22 protein-coding genes are annotated in these 19,780 nt (G+C 47.4%); 7 read left to right on the top strand and 15 right to left on the bottom strand.

The features are described 5' to 3' along the window. The first annotated feature begins 219 nt into the window (after positions 1-219). The 6 genes from IID12_00475 (at position 220) to IID12_00450 (ending at position 5,669) form a co-directional block, all read left to right on the top strand. Positions 220-1,386 carry a cysteine desulfurase gene (locus IID12_00475; GenBank protein MCH8287565.1) on the top strand — a complete coding sequence of 389 codons (1,167 nt, stop codon included), beginning with the start codon at positions 220-222 and terminating at the stop codon, positions 1,384-1,386. Then, positions 1,383-2,480, top strand: coding sequence for a tRNA 2-thiouridine(34) synthase MnmA (gene mnmA, locus IID12_00470; protein MCH8287564.1), 1,098 nt, complete (start codon positions 1,383-1,385; stop codon positions 2,478-2,480). The genes IID12_00475 and mnmA overlap by 4 nt, the downstream gene beginning before the upstream one ends. A 3-nt stretch (positions 2,481-2,483) precedes the next feature. Next, the gene (gene panB / locus IID12_00465; GenBank protein ID MCH8287563.1) at positions 2,484-3,293 is read left to right on the top strand and encodes a 3-methyl-2-oxobutanoate hydroxymethyltransferase; all 810 of its coding nucleotides are present in this window, start codon (positions 2,484-2,486) and stop codon (positions 3,291-3,293) included. Next, positions 3,290-4,141, top strand: coding sequence for a pantoate--beta-alanine ligase (locus IID12_00460; GenBank protein MCH8287562.1), 852 nt, complete (start codon positions 3,290-3,292; stop codon positions 4,139-4,141). Before panB ends, IID12_00460 begins: the two co-directional genes overlap by 4 nt. Positions 4,142-4,279: 138 nt before the next feature. Next, positions 4,280-4,603 carry a DUF3467 domain-containing protein gene (locus IID12_00455; protein MCH8287561.1) on the top strand — a complete coding sequence of 108 codons (324 nt, stop codon included), beginning with the start codon at positions 4,280-4,282 and terminating at the stop codon, positions 4,601-4,603. A gap of 61 nt (positions 4,604-4,664) precedes the next feature. Then, positions 4,665-5,669 carry an aldehyde dehydrogenase gene (locus tag IID12_00450; GenBank protein MCH8287560.1) on the top strand — a complete coding sequence of 335 codons (1,005 nt, stop codon included), beginning with the start codon at positions 4,665-4,667 and terminating at the stop codon, positions 5,667-5,669. Positions 5,670-5,751: 82 nt separating this feature from the next. Here IID12_00450 and IID12_00445 read toward each other — a convergent pair whose 3' ends face one another. The 6 genes from IID12_00445 to IID12_00420 all read right to left on the bottom strand — a co-directional run bounded on the left by IID12_00445 (position 5,752) and on the right by IID12_00420 (position 10,296). Continuing rightward, entirely contained in the window at positions 5,752-5,928 is a 177-nt protein-coding gene (locus tag IID12_00445) for a hypothetical protein (GenBank protein MCH8287559.1), read from the bottom strand. 130 nt (positions 5,929-6,058) lie between these two features. Next, the gene (locus IID12_00440) at positions 6,059-6,643 is read right to left on the bottom strand and encodes a phosphatase PAP2 family protein (protein ID MCH8287558.1); all 585 of its coding nucleotides are present in this window, start codon (positions 6,641-6,643) and stop codon (positions 6,059-6,061) included. Positions 6,644-6,723: 80 nt separating this feature from the next. Continuing rightward, a complete protein-coding gene (gene menA, locus IID12_00435; GenBank protein ID MCH8287557.1) occupies positions 6,724-7,647 on the bottom strand; it encodes a 1,4-dihydroxy-2-naphthoate octaprenyltransferase in 924 nt (307 codons plus the stop codon). A gap of 27 nt (positions 7,648-7,674) precedes the next feature. Beyond that, positions 7,675-9,234: an NAD(P)/FAD-dependent oxidoreductase gene (locus IID12_00430; protein MCH8287556.1), complete on the bottom strand. Its 1,560-nt coding sequence runs from the start codon at positions 9,232-9,234 to the stop codon at positions 7,675-7,677. 165 nt (positions 9,235-9,399) lie between these two features. Further along, positions 9,400-9,870, bottom strand: a complete 471-nt coding sequence (sixA, locus tag IID12_00425) for a phosphohistidine phosphatase SixA (protein ID MCH8287555.1) — start codon at positions 9,868-9,870, stop codon at positions 9,400-9,402. A 6-nt stretch (positions 9,871-9,876) separates the two neighbouring features. Next, positions 9,877-10,296 (bottom strand): YjbQ family protein, encoded by a 420-nt coding sequence (locus IID12_00420; GenBank protein MCH8287554.1) that lies wholly within the window; start codon positions 10,294-10,296, stop codon positions 9,877-9,879. A 671-nt stretch (positions 10,297-10,967) separates the two neighbouring features. Here IID12_00420 and IID12_00415 point away from each other — a divergent pair. Beyond that, on the top strand, positions 10,968-11,390 hold the full coding sequence (locus tag IID12_00415) for a MarR family transcriptional regulator (GenBank protein MCH8287553.1): 423 nt from the start codon (positions 10,968-10,970) through the stop codon (positions 11,388-11,390). Positions 11,391-11,705: 315 nt separating this feature from the next. Here IID12_00415 and rseP read toward each other — a convergent pair whose 3' ends face one another. Genes rseP through IID12_00370 form a run of 9 tightly spaced genes read right to left on the bottom strand, consistent with a single transcriptional unit; the run spans position 11,706 to position 19,755 of the window. After that, positions 11,706-12,764 (bottom strand): RIP metalloprotease RseP, encoded by a 1,059-nt coding sequence (rseP, locus tag IID12_00410; GenBank protein ID MCH8287552.1) that lies wholly within the window; start codon positions 12,762-12,764, stop codon positions 11,706-11,708. 18 nt (positions 12,765-12,782) lie between these two features. Further along, positions 12,783-13,931 (bottom strand): 1-deoxy-D-xylulose-5-phosphate reductoisomerase, encoded by a 1,149-nt coding sequence (locus tag IID12_00405; GenBank protein ID MCH8287551.1) that lies wholly within the window; start codon positions 13,929-13,931, stop codon positions 12,783-12,785. 1 nt (position 13,932) lies between these two features. Then, positions 13,933-14,676 carry a hypothetical protein gene (locus tag IID12_00400; GenBank protein MCH8287550.1) on the bottom strand — a complete coding sequence of 248 codons (744 nt, stop codon included), beginning with the start codon at positions 14,674-14,676 and terminating at the stop codon, positions 13,933-13,935. Next, entirely contained in the window at positions 14,673-15,509 is an 837-nt protein-coding gene (locus IID12_00395) for a lipoate--protein ligase family protein (GenBank protein ID MCH8287549.1), read from the bottom strand. The genes IID12_00400 and IID12_00395 overlap by 4 nt, the downstream gene beginning before the upstream one ends. Then, the gene (lpxA, locus tag IID12_00390) at positions 15,472-16,254 is read right to left on the bottom strand and encodes an acyl-ACP--UDP-N-acetylglucosamine O-acyltransferase (GenBank protein MCH8287548.1); all 783 of its coding nucleotides are present in this window, start codon (positions 16,252-16,254) and stop codon (positions 15,472-15,474) included. Before lpxA ends, IID12_00395 begins: the two co-directional genes overlap by 38 nt. Next, positions 16,254-17,657, bottom strand: a complete 1,404-nt coding sequence (locus tag IID12_00385) for a bifunctional UDP-3-O-[3-hydroxymyristoyl] N-acetylglucosamine deacetylase/3-hydroxyacyl-ACP dehydratase (protein MCH8287547.1) — start codon at positions 17,655-17,657, stop codon at positions 16,254-16,256. The genes lpxA and IID12_00385 overlap by 1 nt, the downstream gene beginning before the upstream one ends. Positions 17,658-17,664: 7 nt before the next feature. Then, entirely contained in the window at positions 17,665-18,687 is a 1,023-nt protein-coding gene (gene lpxD / locus IID12_00380) for a UDP-3-O-(3-hydroxymyristoyl)glucosamine N-acyltransferase (GenBank protein ID MCH8287546.1), read from the bottom strand. A gap of 2 nt (positions 18,688-18,689) precedes the next feature. Then, positions 18,690-19,235 carry an OmpH family outer membrane protein gene (locus IID12_00375; GenBank protein ID MCH8287545.1) on the bottom strand — a complete coding sequence of 182 codons (546 nt, stop codon included), beginning with the start codon at positions 19,233-19,235 and terminating at the stop codon, positions 18,690-18,692. Between the two features lie 10 nt (positions 19,236-19,245). Beyond that, positions 19,246-19,755, bottom strand: a complete 510-nt coding sequence (locus IID12_00370; GenBank protein ID MCH8287544.1) for an OmpH family outer membrane protein — start codon at positions 19,753-19,755, stop codon at positions 19,246-19,248. Positions 19,756-19,780 lie beyond the last annotated feature (25 nt).

The following is a 19,780-nucleotide window of genomic DNA, read 5'->3' as shown; positions in this document are numbered from 1 at the left end:
AGGGCCTTTGACCCGCTGACGGATGACCCGCACTCGCTGTCATTCTGAGTCCGGCTGAGCCGGACGAAGAATCTCATATTTCAACAATAGTGCAGGCGGCGGGTGGTGAATATCTGCCTGAGCTTGCCGCATTAAATTCGCCCTTCTTGCATATAAACCGCTGAAGTGATAAATTACTACGCTAAGAAAAGATTTAATTTGTAGGACATAACGTTGAAACTGAATAAACGAATATATCTCGACCACAGCGCGACGACACCGGTTGACCCCGAGGTCATCGAAGCGATGAACAGCGCTATGGGTGAGAACTGGGGCAATCCGTCGAGTATTCACGCAAACGGCAGAGGCGCTAAGTTCATGATAGAAGAAGCCCGCGAGAAAGTTGCGGGACTCATGAACGCTTCAACCGATGAAATCCATTTTACCAGCGGCGGGACGGAAGCGGACAATTGGGCTCTGCGGGGTGTAGCTCACGCTCTGAAGAAGAAGGGGAATCACATCGTCACCGCTGAGACTGAGCATCCGGCGGTTATTGACTCGTGTAAGGAACTCGAAAAAGAAGGATTCGAAATCACTTACGTCCCCGTTGACAGGCAGGGCAGCATTCACCCGCATGACTTGGAAGCTGAAATCAGACCGGAAACTATCCTCGTCTCTTTGATGCATTCGAATAACGAGATCGGTACAATAAATCTCGTTCACAAATACGCTGAGGTCGCTCACGAAGCCGGCGTGCTGATTCATACCGACATCGTTCAGTCATACGGCAAGGTGCCTATGGACGTAACACAGTTAGACGTCGACCTTGCAAGCGTTTCCTCACACAAAATTTACGGACCTAAAGGCGTCGGTGCGCTTTATATTCGGGCGGGCGTGGAAATCGAGCAGATAATGTTCGGGGGACATCAGGAGCGGAACAGAAGGGGCGGAACAGAAAACGTTCCCGGTATCGTGGGATTCGGAAGAGCTGCGGAACTCAGGGCATCAAGATTAGAGGAAGACAGCATAAAGCTTAAGCGGCTTGCAAAAATATTTTACGAAGAGCTGAAAGAGGCAGTGGGAGATGTCGATCTGAACGGGCATCCCACAAGACGAATACCCGGACATCTTTCGCTCAGGTTTGAAGGTGTAGACGGAGAAGCGCTGCTTATGAATCTCGACACCAACGGCATTTCGGCTTCCGCCGGCGCTGCCTGCTCCTCAGGAGCGATAAAAATGTCCCCTGTTCTAAAGGCAATCGGGCTCAGCGAATCAGAAGCGCTCGGTACGTTGAGACTCTCTTTTGGAAGAGACAACAACGAAGATGAGATCGGAACAGCGGTTAATGCCGTCATAAAACAGGTCGAAAGACTCAGAAAAAAAGAATTGCAAACGGCAGCGCTATGAATGAAAAGGTAATCATGGCTATGAGCGGGGGCGTCGACAGCTCCGTCGCTGCGCTTCTTCTTCTCGAACAGGGTTATGACGTTATAGGCATTACAATGAAGAACTGGGAGTTTGAAAGCGCCGGAGGAAACCTGAACGCGGAGAGCTCCTGCTGCTCGCTCGGTTCCATCGAGAACGCGCGCATGGTCTCAACCCAGCTGGGAATTCCTCATTACGTTTTCGATGTTTCGGATTCATTCAAAGAAAAGGTGATCGAAAATTTCAAGTCGGAATATCTTGCCGGAAATACTCCTAACCCTTGCGTTCGCTGCAATTACCTTATCCGGTGGGACACTCTACTCGAAAAAGCCGACGTCTTTGATGCCCGATATGTGGCTACCGGACACTACGCCCGGATTAACAGAAACTCCCGGAACGGGAGTGTGGAGCTGTTAACGGGGATCGATCCGGATAAAGACCAGTCCTATGTTCTTTGGGGGTTAAAACAGGAAGATCTCAAGAGAACGCTCTTTCCGCTTGGTGAACTCAGAAAAGACGCCGTCCGGCAGAAAGCCGAAGAAGCGGGACTCCGTACTTCAAAAACTCCCGAGTCGTTCGAGATTTGCTTTATTCCCGATAACGATTACCGTAGATATATAAGGGAAAACGTGGACGGTTTGGAGGAAATGGTCCCCGAAGGTGAGATTCTCGACTCAGATGGCGAGGTGTTGGGGATTCACAGCGGCTATGTAAACTATACTATCGGGCAAAGAAAAGGTCTCGGTGTGACACTCGGCGAGCCCGCTTATGTAATCGGGATAGACCCGGTAAGCAACACGTTGACAATTGGCAAAAAGGAAGATTTGATGTCGACCGAATTCAGTTTAAAAGACGTTAACATGATGCCCGGCTACGAGAGTGAAAAATCATTTCGAGCTACGGTAAAAATAAGGCACCATCATATTGGTGAAGAGGCGTTGTTACAGAGAAATTCCGCCCGTAGCTGGAATGTAACTTTTACGCATCCTGCTGAAGCGGTCGCACCGGGACAATCGGCGGTATTCTACGATTCCGACAGGCTGTTGGGCGGAGGAATAATAGAGGAAGTATTCTGATTAATGCCTGAAAGAAAAAAAATTACCGTAAGTACGCTCGCGCGTATGAAGAAAAAGGGTGAGAAGATAGTTTGCCTTACCGCTTACGATTTCTCGACTGCCCGGCTCCTCGATGATGCGGGAGTTGACCTGATTTTAGTTGGAGACTCTGCGGGGATGGTGATCGCGGGACTCGACACAACGCTCCCTATTTCGATGGACGAGATGGTTTTTATGACGAAATGGGTATCACGCGCAAAGCTGAAAGCGATGCTGATTGCCGATATGCCGTTCGGTTCCTATCAACCGGACATCTCCACCGCTATAAAAAACGCCACCCGCTTCATGCAGGAAGGCAGAGCCGAGGGAGTAAAAATTGAAGGAGGCGTCAGGTCTGCCGAAACCGCACGCGCTCTCGTCGAAGTCGGGATACCCGTCCTCGGTCATATAGGCATGACACCCCAATCCGTTAATGAATTCGGGGGGTACAGGGTCAAGGGTAAAACCGAGAAATCGCATGACGATCTCCTCGAAGACGCTGTCGCACTTCAGGATGCGGGAGTTTTCGGTATCGTTCTCGAGGCGGTCAAGTCAAAAACTGCCGCGGACGTCACCGCTTCCTTAGACATTCCCACTATCGGAATTGGCGCGGGCTCCGAATGCGACGGACAGATACTCGTCATCCATGACCTCATCGGAGCGTTCAACGGATTTGAACCCACGTTTGTGCGCCGATACGCGGAAGTCGGGGAAGCTATCTTCGATGCCGTTAAAAAATTCTCCGGAGACGTAAAAAACGGAAGCTATCCAAGCCCCGATGAATCCTACGAATGAGGATCATAAAATCCGTCGCTGAGATGCAGGCGTACTCCGATTCGCTAAGGAGTAAAAACATCAAGATTGGTTTCGTTCCGACGATGGGCGCTCTCCATGACGGTCACCTGAGCCTGGTGAAAAAATCCACTGAAACGACCGATCAAACCATATTAAGCATCTTCGTGAACCCCGTTCAATTTACACCTTCCGAAGACTTTAACGAATATCCGAGAGATTTCCGGACGGACGAAGAGTCAGCCCGTGATAACGGGGTTGACGTGATTTTCTATCCATCGGAAGAAGAGATTTATCCGGACGGCTACAGCACTTTCAGTGTAGTTGAGGGTTTGAGTGATATATTGGAAGGAGCGTCGAGACCTTCCCATTTCAAAGGCGTTACGACAATTGTCAATAAACTTTTTAACATTATCAATCCGCAGATTGCTTTCTTTGGACAGAAAGACGCTCAGCAGGCTGTTATAATCAAAAAGATGGTGACGGATCTGAACCTGAACGTCGGGATTATCGTCTGCCCCACTATACGGGAATCGGACGGGCTCGCTCTTAGCTCACGTAATACCTTCCTCACCCGGGAAGAACGAGAACAGGCGCCCCTGATTTATAAAGCGCTCACGAGGGCTGAGTCTCTGCACACAGACGGCAAGCATGAATCATCCGGGATAATATCTTTGATAGAAGAAATTATCTCCTCCGCCACGCTCGCTAAGATAGATTACGTTGCTGTTATAGATGAAGTTACATTACAACCGGTTGAATCCACTACAAGCGGAGCATTGGTCGCCATAGCCGTCTCTTTCAGTGCAACCAGGCTTATAGATAACACGATCCTCCCACCCATGGATTAACCTCCTTGGACTCCTACCTGGACCTGTACGGTAGTCATTCAGCACGATTCCATTTTGTCTTGATAATCTTCATGCAATATGATAAGTTACACTCCCTTTGAAAGAGTACTCGACAGGTAATAAAAAACTGAGGAAGATATGAAAAAGGAAAATAAGAGGCAGCTGGCTATTGAGCTTCCTCAGGATATAGCGGACGGCGAGTATTCAAATCTCGCACTGATAACCCATTCTCCGGCAGAGTTTGTCTTCGATTTTTTAAGAGTGGTGCCCGGAGCGCCGAAAGCCAAAGTCAAATCAAGGGTGATAATAGTGCCCATGCACGCAAAAGCCTTTCTATCCGCGTTACAGGAAAATATCAGGCGGTATGAAAAACAGTACGGGGAGATCGAAATACGGAAGCCGGAAGGCGGAGAATCTGAATTCCCACCGCCATCAAGTTCCGAACCTATGGCTGAAGCATAACTCTTGGAGAGCAGCAGAGCGGCTGCATAAGAAAGTAAGTTAACATATCAGTGAGTAATGATTGGCGATCAAAGTAGCAATTAACGGATTCGGGAGAATAGGGCGAACCCTTTTCAGGGCGGCAAAACTCAGAAATGCCGACTTCGATTTTGTGGCAATAAATGACCGGGCTGACTCTTTTAGCCTCTCCACAGTATTGAAATACGACTCGATACACGGGATTTACGGGGGTGAAATTTCTTACGATAATGATAACATTATCGTTGACGGAATTAAGATACCTATCTATTCATTCAGGGAAGAGGAGGGGAATCTTCCATGGGGCGATCTCGGAGTTGACGTTGTGGTGGAATCAACAGGAATCGCGAGAGATAAAGACTTTTTGAACTTTCATTTAGAATCAGGAGCTAAAAAGGTTCTTCTCACAACACCCGGTAAAGAACCCGTGGATGCTACCGTTGTTTTCGGGGTCAATCACGACATTTTGACAGGTGATGAAAAGATAATCCTCAACGCCTCCGGTACTACCAACTCCGCAGCTGTCCTCTGTAAAGTAATGGAGGACAGTTTCACGATAAAAGAAGGATTTATCACTACAGTTCACGCATATACTCTCGACCAGAGCCTCCTCGATTACCCGCACGAGGACATGCGCAGAGCCAGGTCAGCCGCTCTATCGATAATCCCCACCACAACATGGGCGGTACAGATGGTTGAACTGATCATCCCGCGCCTCAAGGGAAAACTTGACGGCATCGCCTACCGCGTTCCCGTCCCCGCCGGTTCCATAGTCGATCTGTCCCTCGATCTTGCGACGGACGTCACTCTCGAAGAAATACAAACCGTGATGAAAGAAGCCGCAAATGGATATATGAAAGGTGTATTAAAATATGAAGAATCTCCACTCGTCTCGGCGGATATTGTCGGAGATACTCATTCCGCCATTTACGACGCGAACCTCACAAAAGTCCTGAAACCAGATTTTGTCAAGATTGTTGGGTGGTTCGATAACGAAGCGGGTTATTGCAACCGTGCGGTTGATTTAATCAAACTTATTTCTTCTTGATATGAAAAAACCGCACTGAATAAATCACTGCGGTAAATAAGAATTCATAGCCGGCTTCGGCTATCCTGCCCTCGTTATTCCGTTAAGTCTTCTTTTTTCCGGCTTCTACTATATTCCACAATCCAACCCCTAACGAGAACAATCCTATCACAAAACCGAAAATTCCGAACCCGGACCTGTCGCCCCACCATGTATAGAGAACAAATACTCCTCCAAGCCCAAGCAGTATCCCGAATGCCATAGGGTTATTTCTTATCATTGCACTCTCCCCTATCTCATTTTACAATTATATTAAAGGACGGCATTTCAACCGAGTGGAATATAATAACCGATTTAAATAATGACAAGTAAAATATAGCTATGTTTATTAACGAATTAACCCCTCACACTCAAGCGGTTTCTTCCGAATTGGAGTCGGTCTGATTGTCAGCCGGGAGCCTGTTTGCGACATATCTCTCCCAGAGCTTCAGAAAAAGAAAGGCTATGCCGAACCCGAATAGCATTCCGCCGATAACATCAGATGGCCAGTGCTTACCGACATAAATTCTTGAAATACTTACGGTCACAGCAAATATGATAAAATACAGCTTCCATTTTTTATAAAAGTGTCCGAACCATATCGCCATCGCCATAGTACCCATGGCGTGTCCCGAGGGAAAGGAATATCTTCCCCCGCAGCCGACAAGTAAGTTGATATCTTCTAATACCTTGCATGGTCTCAACTGCCCGACCACAGGTTTTAGAAATCTGGTGGAAATCACGTCGCCGATTACTACCGCTAACACCCCTCCGAGTATGATGAATTTTGTTCTTTTGTCTCCGAAGATCAATCCGGCTAAACCGATAATCATCAATGGTATTCCCCAATAATTCTGTTCGGTTATTATCGGCATTACGACATCAAATACCGGATTGGAGAGGCCGCCGTTTATGAACCGGAAAAATGCGAGATCGATCGAGTGGAGAACTTCCATTTTATTCAGATCTGATAACCGGGTGTACCGCTCATACGCCTTTGAATTCTATTCATTGAATCAGGCGTAACAAAGTTTTATTACGATACCCACCTATCGATCATATAGCCTATGGTCATCATCAACCCGGTAAGGAGATGGCTCATTATAGTGCCGACGTTTGCGGGTGCCAGCTTTAGGTAATCATCGTAATGTACTTTAGCCGTCCGGACCGCCTTAACGGCGATGGGTATTGTGATCAAGCCGAGCAGCGTCCACGGAGAGATCATACCGAGTATCACGCCTATCACTATAAAAACGTACGTGAGCCACATTATGTATCCGTAACCGACCGCCGCGCGTTTTCTTCCCATTCGGGCAACGAGATGATTTTTGCCGACTTCCTTGTCCGCCTTATAATCCTGAAATTCGTTGATATATAGAATACCGGCAACCAGCATAGCAATCGGAAGTGAGGCGACCAACGGTTCTAAGGCGAAATACCCCGTTTGTACATAGAAAGAACCCACAGTCAGTAAAATTCCGAAATCTATGCCGATGAACATTTCCCCTATACCTCGAAAGACGAGTTTAAACGGAGGCGCCGTATAGAAATAACCGGAAAGCACGCCGAATAACCCCATGTATAATATTTCCATCCCCTTCATGTAAGTCAGGAATAAACCGATAAGGCTGCCGGCTGCCAACAGAAGCAGAGCTTCTGTCAGTACCTCTTTCGGAGCAAGCAGACCTTTTTGGATCATTCTCGAACCTCCGGTGTAGGGACGGAGAAATTCTGTATTCGCTTCGTCATTCCCTGAACGATGATCCCAATAATCATTTGCGACGTTCGCTCCGGCTTGAATAAGAATTGCCCCGAAGAGGGTCAAAAAGAAATATCCCCAGCTGAACGTGTCAAACGAACTCCATGCTATAACCGAGCCTAATATCACAGGTATGATAGTAGCGGTAAAGAACGGAGCCCTCACTTCACCGAGATATAATTTAAATTTGCTTGTTTCCATCAGTTCCTCTCTATATTTGGGAGCGATCTACGCGCTCTTTCTCCAGAAATATCGTTTGTTGGTTTCGTTTAACAATATTGTTGCAGTGTTTTCACCCGACATCGCCACTCCCGCGATCCCCGCGCCCGGCGTCGTCCAATGACCCGCAAGAAGCAGATTCTTAATCGGTGTCCTCGGCTGCAACCTGTTGATCCCCATTTGCCCGGGAGAAAATGTCCATCCGTACGGTGCGCCGTTTTTGGTCAACGCATACCGCTGTATAGAAGCGGGGGTCATGATAAGTTTAACTTCGATGGAATCCGACAAACCGGGCAGATATTTTTCCGTGGATTTTATCATCTTATCCGCTGCATCATTCGCCATTGAATCCCATGAATCTCCATCCATGTAGGGAGCGTAGTTCCACAAATGAATCACATGCCCCCCTTCGGGTGCAAGCGAGCTGTCAGTAAGGCTCGGAATCGTGATATCCACCGGCGCGTCGGGAACCGTCTCTTTCATTTTTTTGAAGACCTCATCCATATCGTATGAGTCATATATCACGGTGTCATGATACCTCATATCATCAGGCAGCTCCATCTTCACCCCGAGACTTATTTTAAATAGCGAAGGCGTCTCTTCCTGAGTCTCGAGTTTATTGATAAATTTTTCGCTGACGGATCCGGAGGGCAGCATGCCTTCGAACGTCGTCAAAGCATCCGCGTTGGATACAACAGCATCAGCCCTGACCGAGAATGTATCCCCGTTTTTTTCGTTCCCGATATGTTTTCCCACTTCATCCCAACGACCCTGAACAGATCGCAGCCTTACTCCGACAGCCTCACCGTTCTCGACTATTATTTCCTCTACCTGATGGTTTGGAAGAAATTCACCGCCATGTTTATTTAGTCCCTTGACGTAGGCTTCTCCCAGCTTTCCGCTGCCGCCTTTTGCGATATGTCCTCCGTCATTTAAGTATCCCATCATAACCGCCGCCCAGAAGAGTGCGGACATCTTCGAAGGGGGAATTCCGAAGTATGACCATAACCCGCTAATGGCGGCGTTCACCTTTTCATCTCTGACGAAATCTTCCGCCATAGTGTCGTAAGTCTGGCTCGGATATTTCATAAACACCGGATGGGTAACCGGGACTTTCAGGAATTCCCACAAGCTGAAAGTTGACGGCAGATCGCCCATCTCTTCATATGTCTGCTGCATCTCCCTGAACAACATCTCGACGCCCGATCGAGTTTCCGGAAACAGTTTGGATAGGTTTTCGATGAACCCGTTCGTGTCGGGCGGTACCTCGACATTGAAATCCGGCAGTCTCAAATTTGCCAGCGGATTTATATCAAGAAATTCAACGCTGTCTATAACGCCGAGATCGCTTAAGTGTTTTGTGACCACGCCGTTAGGTCCGCAGCCCGATAGAAGGTGAGGTCCTACGTCGAATGTGTACCCTTCACGCTCAAAACTGTGGCATACGCCTCCTGGAGAAGGTCTCTGATCTACAACGAGGACACTCTTCCCGTTCATTGCCGTCAGGGCAGCCGCGGAGAGTCCGCCGATACCCGCTCCTATGACTACTACGTCGTACTTATCTTTCATGCTCTTCCTCTAAAGATTTAAAATATTGGGAATTAAAAATCAGCCTCTAATAAAGTAAAACTTATTCTCAAGAATTCAGGGAGTCAAGGAATATATCATGGCGGGCGGTTCAATAATTCACAGTTTAGCGGATGCTGATTTTCAGAAAGCTATGTTAAATCAATATTAAACGGCATCATCAGGAGAAACTGTCCACAGAAGCTCCCATTTATCATTTTCCCTCCGTTCAAAACATACCACGGTTGCGGTACGGAAGGCGAGCCCCGATTTATCATGGGATCGATCTAAAAGAAATGCGGCTATCTTGTCCATAAAAGGCAGGTGCCCGACCAGCATCGTGTTTTGTTCTGCCGCATTCATATCATCGGCAATCCCGGCAACGGGATCGTTGGGCTTTAATCCCTCCCTGAAAGACGGCTCAACATCCGGCGCGACAGACTTCTGAATTATCCCTGCTGTCTGCTCCGCACGAAGCTTTCCGCTGTGATATATCTCGTCAACGTTAACATCCATTTCTGATAATTTTGAGGCTACGAGCGCCACCTCTGATTCTCCCTCGGGGCTTAACGGGGGATCGCCGGATTCATAATCCGCAACAGGTTTTCCATGTCTGACCAGATATAAATTCATAGTCAATTAAATTTATTCCCCTATGATTTTGATCATTACTCTTTTCTGCCGTCTGCCGTCGAACTCCGCATAGAATATCTGTTCCCAGGGTCCGAGGTCGAGTTTACCGTCCGTGATGGCAACGGTAACTTCCCTACCCATTATCTGCCTTTTAAGGTGTGCGTCCGCATTATCTTCGCCCGTTCTGTTGTGCCTGTATTTGCTTACCGGCTCGTGGGGGGCAAGCTGCTCGAGCCATTCGTCATAATCTTCGATCAAGCCCGATTCGTCATCGTTGATATAGACCGAAGCCGTTATGTGCATGGCGTTGCAGAGTACTAAACCTTCCATTACGTCTGAGCGTTCCACAAGTTCTTCTACCTGCGGAGTGATATTAATATAGTCCCGCCTCGTTGGTACGTTGAACACCAATTTTTCAGTTAAAGATTTCAATGAACTCCTCCAACATTTCTCAACCCATTAATCTATCGTTGTGTCTTATAACACGCAACAGGGATATTAAAAGAAATTTTACTTGAGAAAACGCTATAATGTGGCGCAGTCATCATGACGCAACGTGATGCCTGCGATCTTTTCACAATAGTATAACGCAGGCACCTTCGGTGACTGCGCCACCTAAGAGTGCCGGTCATCCGGCTCAGCCGAACGGGGTGTGTCAAGGTAGGGGCAGGTCTGTGACCTGCCCGACTTCTTGCCCGTCAGACCGATGCCGAGCTGGCCAGGCGGGCCTGCCCTCTAACGCGGGAGGGTTAATAAACCCTCCCCTACGTATCCCACATCGAAGATGGGATAAATCTTCCCCTCCTTACGCAAGGAGGGGAACACAAGGGGTGGTTCTCATTTCTTTAGCTCAGCCATTTATGGCTGGGTTATATGATCAACGATTATTACTCGAAGGGCGTTCACGCTCTTTGCGACAGTCATGGATTTCGATGATGCTGACTCACCTGTTCACCGGTCAGGGCAAGCCCCGACTCGCACTATATTTTTCATAATATGTAACAGGGATATTAAAAGAAATTTTACTTGACAAAACGGGATTTTAGTTTATACTTAAACTACATCCTACTATGGAATTACTAAAGAATCAGGTAAGAAGAAAAGTGAGCGATTCTCTGCTCGCGTGGGTAAACCTCTCACGCGTCGAATCAGCGATGCAGTCTAAACTCGCCAATACCTACAAGAGATATAATCTCACGTCGCCTCAATTTGAGGTTCTTGCGCTCCTCTGGGTAAATCCCGACGGGCTGACTCAAAAGGGGATAACGGAAAAACTCCAGTGGTCGAAAGGGAATACGTCCGGAGTTCTCCTTAGAATGCTGGAAAAGGAATTCATTTCGCGCGAAAGCCCGCCGGAAGATAAACGCTTCCACAGGGTAAATCTGACTCACAAGGGAAGGAACCTCGCCGATAAGATGATCCCCCGAATAGAGCGGGAGGTCACAGATAAATTTGAATCGATACTCTCAGTCCGCGAAAGAAGAATGCTGAAGGAAATCCTTATCAAGACGTTCGAAAATATTTAGTTATTGTAGGGGCGATTCACGTTTACCCCGAAGAAAGCGGGGAATCGCCCGGAAAAAAGCGGGTAAATACCTGTGGACAACTCTTGAGTTGTCCCTACATATCCCCTCCTTCCCAAGGAGGGGAACACAAGGGGTGGTTTTCCAATAAAAAATACCGATTATTCTCCTCTAATAAGAGGGGTGTTCCGAAGGAACTCCTTCCGGAGGAAGTTTATCCCGATTCTATTTCGGGAGGGTGTGTAAGGGATTGCGGTCAGGGCAAGCCCTAACTCGCACAACAAAATCTAACTTGCTTAATTATATTCGGAGAAACCTTTACCGCGACAGATCGTTATAAATCACAAACGCAGCCAAAACAAGGAAGATCGCAAAGCCTACCTGCTGAACCGCCATCTTTGTTTTTACCGACAGCGGACCCCGTTTTGCCCATTCAATCAGTATCACCACTAAATGCCCGCCGTCAAAAGCGGGTATAGGCAGTATGTTCAAAATCGCAAGGTTAACGCTCAATATAGCTATGAGGTTGAAGAGGCTGTCCAGACCTGTCCGGGCAGAATCGCCCGCTAATTTAGCAATAAATATCGGACCGCCGACCGACCGGAACGATTCCTCTCCGGTTATGAGCATTTTAATAGAAGTGAGAGTAAGTTTACCCCATAAATAGGTCCGCATAAACCCGCTGCCTATCGATTCCGATAAATGAGCTTCCCTGACGTTTACCGTGGGCCTTATGCCTATTATACCAAGTTTCTTGATGGAGCCGTCCACCGGGATTTTTTCCAAACGGGATATAATCCTTTCGCTGAAGATCTCCTCGCCTCTCTGCCATGTTACCTCAAGCTCGGAGTTCGGACGCGAGTGAATATACTCGGTCAATTCCTGCCAGCTGTTCATCATGTTTCCATCAATCGAAAGAATTTTATCACCGGCCAGCATCCCTGCGCCCTCTGCCGGATAGCTTTCAACGACATGAGTTACAACAGTCGATTCGTCAACTTCACCGATTCCGTACGTAAAGGTGAGAACCGCAAAGATCAGAACGGCGAGAATTATGTTCATTGTTACACCTGCTGAAATGATGAAGAGCTTTTGAAGCACGTTTTTAGACATAAATTCCCACGGCTCGCCTTTGATAGAATCTCCCTCCATCGATTCGTCTATCATCCCTGCGAGTTTTACGTATCCGCCGAGCGGTATCCATGACACACAGTAATCCGTCTCTCCGATTTGGATACCCGCCATCCTTGGCCAGAATCCGATCGAAAAACGCTCTACTCGAACTCCCGATGTCTTTGCCGCCAAGAAATGTCCTAACTCATGTACGATGATAAGTATCCCCAATACCGTCGCTGTTGCTATTATCGTTGTAATCAATCTTTTCTCATATTCAGTTTAACTCCAATCATCCCGTACCTTTTTCGTAATATTCTCTTCGATTTCAAGAACCGCCTCTAATGAGGGTTCGTTTATTATCTCCGTCGAATCGAGAGCCTTTTTTATCGCCACTGCAATATCGGTAAAACCGATTTTCCCTTCAAGGAATAAATTTACCGCCGTTTCGTTCGCTACGTTAAGTATCGCCGGGGCGGAGCCGCCTCTCTCTAACGCCTCGAAAGCCAACTTAAGGCATGGAAACCGTTCGAAATCGGGTTCCTCGAAAGTCAACGATTTCACTTTCCGAAAATCTGTCTGTTCCCATGATACGCCTGCCCTTGCCGGATAAGTCAAAGCGTACTGAATAGGCAATTTCATGTCCGGCAGCCCGAGCTGCGCTTTTATCGATCCGTCCTCGAATTCCACCATTGAATGTATAATCGACTGAGGATGAATTACAATATCAATTCTCTCGTGCGGTATGTCGAAAAGCCAGAATGCCTCGATCACTTCTAATCCCTTGTTCATCAGCGTCGCTGAATCTATTGTTATCTTTTTGCCCATTTTCCAGTTCGGGTGAGCTAAAGCTTCAGCGACCGTAATCGCAGCAAATTCTTCCGCCGGCTTCATTCTGAACGGACCTCCGGAAGCCGTGAGGATAAGTTTTTTTACGCTCTTGATGTCTTCTCCCGTCAGGCACTGCCAGATCGCCGAATGTTCGCTGTCGACAGGGTAAATCTCCGCCCCCGTATTCCTCATTATCGATCTGATCAGAGCGCCTCCCATTACGAGGCTTTCCTTGTTGGAGAGAGCGATTATTCTTCCCGCTTCCGCCGCCCTGACGGTAGGCACCAGTCCCGCGCTCCCGACTATCGCATTCAGGACTATGTCGACGTCATCCCGGGAAGCCAATTCCGCCACTCCATCTCTTCCGGAGAGCACTTCGACCTTATCTCCCAATGCAGCTTTTAACTTTCCTGCCGCCGTTTCGTCGACAAGAGCGACGGTATCAACATGATATCGTGCCGCCTGCTCCGCCAGTAATTCCCACTGCGTTCCCGCCGCCAGATAGCGGACACTGATATCCTCTCCGAGTCCCTCCGCGACTTTCAAGGCGTTAACTCCTATTGAACCCGTCGATCCTAAGATGGAAATAGATTTCGACATGTTACAACCTGATTCCCAAACCCAGATTTATCCGTTGGGTTTTGCTCTGCTGCAGCTGAATAAATAAAAAAACTATTCCTCCTAAATCCTGACTCATCCCGATCCCTAACCAAATTTGTGTTCGGGCTATATCCTCTTTCTGGTCGGTAAGAAGGTTATCCTCTGCTTTGACGTTTATCCGCATCTCAGAAAAATCCGTTCCCAGCGCCGCCTTGAAGGCCCTTGCACTCCACACTCGGTTATACTCGATCTGAACCGTCATGTCCAATATTCGAAAATCCTCAGGACCTCTCAGCGCGGTTACCATTGCGCCGAATGTTAAACCCCTGTCATTCTCTTCGTTTGAAACGGCTTTGAATCTCAAACCGTAGCCGGTGATTATTACGCTCCTGTTTCCGATATTTACGGCAGAAAATTTTCCTGAGAGCTCCGCCCTTTTGTCTATCCCGATCGCCGCTTGAAAAATCGGCAGACTAAATTGATTTACTCCGCTCAGAGGACCAACGGCGAGCTCATCCGAGGGCAGGTTGAATTCCATATTCACACTGAGTCGAAAATCTCCGGAAGATAAAAAATTCGCATCTCCGGCGAAGAATCCACCCATAGCAAGAGGCAGCGCTCTCGCAAGTGGGTCAGCCTTGGTCCGAAATTCTGCGTCAGTCAATGAATTCAAATCGAGGTCTTGCGCAAACGGCTGATTAATAGACAGGGCAAGGAGTGTCAGTTGAATCCACAGCCACCTCATATTGCCTCTGCTTCTTCTCTTTGCGCCATCATGTTAAATCGATTTTCTAAACTCTCAACCTGTGAATTCAGTTCATCAGACAACGCTGTTTCCTCTAATTCCGTATCGAATTCAGCCGAAAATTCTTTCTGCATGGGGCTGATCAATTCTGATGCTGAAACTTTTCTTCCGGCTGCTTCCGAAAGGTTTGTTGTTTTGTCAGAGAGCTCCTTTTTCATCTCGATCATTTGAGCAGCAGATAGATCGAGAAAATCCGTGAGCGCTTTATGCCCGTCTCCGAGCAATATTGATCCGTGCAGGAGAATGGCATTACCGTATCTCCTTCCGGCGCTGCCCACTATCTTTTTTCCGTTGAACTCCAATTCGGTTTTTGCGGATGATACAAAACAGACGGACTTTCGGGATTTTGGACTCATGCTGTTCCTTAACGGGCTTGTCCTGACAAGATCGACGTTTATTCCAAGCCGCGCCACCGCTCTTCCAATTGCGCTATGAACTTTCAGATATAGCTCTCCGAAACCGTAATCCGATCCCGGTATTATAACGGAGTACGTAATTTCTTCCGAGTGAAGGATCGCTCTTCCGCCGGTGGGTCTTCTTACAAAATCGACTCCGAGCTCCCTGCAAAGACTTTTATTCACTGTCCCTGAAGATTGATGATGACCTATCGAGACAGACCGGGGATTCCATTCATACAACCTGAGGACAGATCGACCGTTTGTCGATACCGACAGAGCATAATCAAGAGCCATGTTGTACGCCCCTGAAGATACTCCGGTAAGCAGTATACTCCAGCTATTCGCCGCCGATGATGCCACGCGAGGAAGTCTCAAAAAATTCTATTGTTTTCAGTACTTCAGGAATGTGGTCTCCGTTGCTCTTTAAGTGGGAGAGCCCTTCATTGAGAGTCGAGTCCTTATCGTATATCTGTTTGTAGGCTTTAGAAATCGCCTTTATCGCTTCACCGGATATCCCGTTTCGCTTAAGCCCTATAAGGTTGAGTGTACGGTAAACCAACGGATCACCGGCTGCCAGTACGTATGGAGGAACGTCCTTTGGTACTCTGTAACCCCCTCCTATAAAAGCAAAAGTGCCGATCCTCACGAATTGATGTATAGGGACCATCCCCCCTACGGTGACATTGTCCTCAATCAGAACATGCCCGCCCATATTTACCGAATTTGCGATGATTACTTTGTTTCCGATTACGCAGTCATGTGCAACGTGTACATAAGCCATTATCAAGCAGTTACTTCCGATGACGGTTTTGCCTAACGCCTCGGTCCCCCTGTTGAGAGTGGCGAATTCTCTTACTGTTGTTTGATCACCGATCTCGAGTGTGGATTTCTCACCGTGATATTTTAAATCTTGCGGGATAGAGCCGAGAACCGCCCCGTTGAAAATTCTGCACTCTTTACCGATAGTGGTACCCGCCGCTATAAGCGCGTGAGAACCGACTTCGGTTCCTTCTCCTAACACAGTATCATCTTCTATGATTGTATAGGGACCAACAGTCACGCCGTCATTCAAGAGAGCGTTTTTATGTATGATCGCCGTAGGATGTACTTCTGCCGGCATTATTTGTCTTCTGCATCTACTATCGTAGCAGTCATCTCCGCCGAAGCCACAACCTTATCCTCCACGTAAGCTTTCCCCTTCATCTTGCACGTGGACTTGAATATCTTGACCACCTCGAGCTCAAGTTTTAGCTGGTCTCCCGGTGTGACAGGTTTTCTGAATTTTACTTTATCAATTCCCGTAAAATATACGAGTTTACCCTTAGGATCCCCAAAGGCGCTGAGCATCAGGATACCTCCGGCCTGAGCCATTGCCTCAACTATCAACACTCCCGGCATTATCGGATGTCCGGGGAAATGACCGTTAAAAAACGGTTCGTTCCTCGTGACATTCTTGATAGCGAGAATTTTCTCACCCGGCGTCAGGTCGAGAATCTTATCCACAAGAAGGAAGGGATACCTGTGAGGCAGAATCTTCTCAATAGTCTGAATGTCGAAAACTTGACCGGCAGTTTTGCTCACCTGAAATTTGCTCGTGAGTTGTTCTTTTTTGTAGTACTTATATAGTTTCTTTACGATCTCCACGTTAGCCGAATGCCCGCTGCGTGCAGCGAGAACGTGAGCTTTAATCGGAATACCGAGCAGCGCAAGGTCTCCAATCAGGTCGAGAGTCTTATGCCGGACAGGTTCATTTTCAAATCGCAATTTCTTGCCGTTCAGGATGCCTGAATTCGGCACTCTGACAGCACCTTTAATATGCAACAGCTTCTTAAGAGACTCGATATCTTTTTTATTAAGTTTCCGGTCAACGACGACTATTGCATTATCTAAATTCCCGCCCCTTATCAATCCTGCGGCGTGCAGTTCTTCCACTTCATGCAGGAAGCAAAATGTCCGTGCAGGCGCGAATTCTTTGACAAACTCATCTTCAAGTGAGTACATCGAAGTGTACTTCTTCCCAATGGCAGGATTGTCGTAATCGACCAGGAATGTTATCCTGAACTCGTCTGAAGGCAACACCACAATTTCGGCGCCTCGTTCGGGCTGGGTCACCGTGATAGTCTCCTTGATAGAGAGGTATTTTCTCTCTTCTGCCTGCTCCACGAAACCGGCTTTCTGCAATACATCTACAAAAGGCTTGGCGCTGCCATCGCCTACAGGCGGCTCCTTATTTGTTAATTCAACGTAAACGTTGTCTATCTGAAGTCCGGCAAGCGCCCCTAAAACATGTTCCACAGTATGAATACGTACGCCGTTTTGTTCTATGCTTGTCCCGCGGTTGAGGTCTACCACATTCTTAATGTGAGGAATTATCTCAGGACTGTTTTCAAGATCCGTGCGGACAAACCGGATCCCATGATTTACCGGAGCAGGCCTGAAGGTCACTCTGCTTTTTAATCCTGTATGGAGTCCTATGCCGGAGAAATGTACCGGTTTTGAAATCGTTCGTTGATTCTCAGTCATTCCCGCTCTACCTCTTTTTAAGTTCTTTAACTTCTTTTTCCAATATCTTTATTTTATCCGCCATTTTGGGAATATTACTTATGCTTGCATCTTTAAGAAGACTTTCTTTGTGAACGCGGGCAGGAAAACCGGAGATAACCACGCCGTCGGGAAAGGATTTTGTAACTCCCGCCCGCCCTCCTATTTTCACGCCGTTGCCGACGGTAATATGCCCTGCTAATCCCGCCTGTCCTCCCATAAGCACGCCGCTGCCGATCTTGGTACTGCCGGAAACACCTGTCTGTGCGGCTATTATGGTATTTTCTCCCACTTCAACATTATGTGCAATCTGAATCAGGTTATCGAGCTTCGCTCCTTTTCGAATTATCGTTTCCCCCATAGTTCCCCTGTCGATGCAGCAATTACTGCCTATTGAAACGTCGTCTTCGATTACCACCGAACCAACCTGAGGAACCTTAAGTATTCCCTCTTTATCCGGCAGGTACCCGAATCCCTCTCCGCCGATGACCGAACAGCTGCCGATCTCCACCCTGTTTCCTATAGTTGTTTTAGAGATTATCATGGCTCCGGGGTTTATAATGCATTCATCTCCGATTATCACCTCTCCGTCAATAAAAACGTTTTCCATGATGCTGCATTTTATTCCGAGAACCGCTCCGTCTTTGATAACACTCCCGGCTCCTACGTAGCTTTTTTCTCCGATTACCGATTTTTCACCTATAATCGCCGATTTGTCGATTTCGGGCGGATACTGCTTGCGAGGATGAAAAAAACTCAGGGTTTTTGCTTTAGCAATCTGAGTATCTTTCACGCGGATTGCCGGGATCGTCGGAGTGTCCATATCCTTCGCGATTATAACCGCAGAAGCTTTGGAATCGTTCAGATAATCAGCGTATCTCTTATTGGCAACAAAGGTTATCTCTCCGATGCCCGCTTTTTCTACTTCAGCGATCCCGTCGATCTTAACAGAACCGTCGCCGATTAACTCCCCTTCAAGCAGCTCACAAATATCCGACAGGAGAACAGACATGTTTATCTCTTCCCGCCGGACTTCTCAATTCCGGTCCTCAGCCTCTCAAGCACTCTATCGGTAAGGTCATGCTCACTTTCCTTGTAAGGAATTATCCCGCGGGCGGCGTCGAATACCATTTCGTATCCTTCTTCCTCTGCGATCTCCGTCAGCGCTATAATTATATCGTCCATTGCCTTCTGTGTCAGCTGACGCTGAGACTGGTAGATTTTCCCGCCCGGACCAAAAGTATTTTTAGTCGTAACCCTTATTTCACTCTGCTTATCGGCTATCTCCTGATCTTTTTCTTTCAGCCTGGAGGCGCTCCATATGAACCTGCCTTTTTCCCGTTCGTTTTGCAGGGAATCCAGTTGCGCCCACAGATTTTGCAGCGATTTTTCCGCTTCGGCGGCTTCCTGTTCGAATTTTTGTTTGGCGAATTTGAATTCTTCGAATTGTTCGAAGATCTGTTCACTGTCGATATAACCCATTTGGGTCTGCGCGGCGGCGGAATTGGATAGAATAAGAAATCCAATTAATAAATGTACAGGATAATATTTTATCTTCATCGGCTGTATCCTATTTAAACATTTTTCTCATCTCGAACAATACCTGCTCGGTGAGATCTCTTCCGCCTGAAGCAAAAAGAATGCTGTTTATGGACAGATCGTAAATAAATGTATATTCTTCATCGATGCCGAGCTTCCTGACGGCATCGTTAAACCCCTTAATTATCGGACCTTTAAGATCGTTTTCTTTCTGCATAAGCTCTTGCTGCCGTGCCATGCCGATTCTCTGATAATCCCGTGATAACTGTTCGATTCTCCCTTGAAGCTGACCCCGCATCGTTTCTGTGAGCATCATTTGATTTTGCAGGACACTGCCGAGACTGTCAGCTTCTCTAAGCATTATCTGCAGTTCGAACTCGGCATCCTCTTTCATTATCAGAAGTTGTCTATCGACTTCCTGCCAGCTTTCCAGTTCGGTCAGCACCTTAATTTTATCCACGTAACCTACCTTGACTTTCTGAGCATATGAAACGTCGGCAGCAAGAAACATCAAAAGCGCGGCAATAATTGATTTATTCAATATGATCTCTCCCTGAATTATAATT

This window comes from Candidatus Neomarinimicrobiota bacterium, assembly GCA_022567655.1.
Classification (GTDB): domain Bacteria; phylum Fidelibacterota; class SORT01; order SORT01; family SORT01; genus JADFGO01.
Note: the sequence above shows the minus strand (reverse complement) of the source record. Positions and strands in the feature narration are given on the sequence as shown.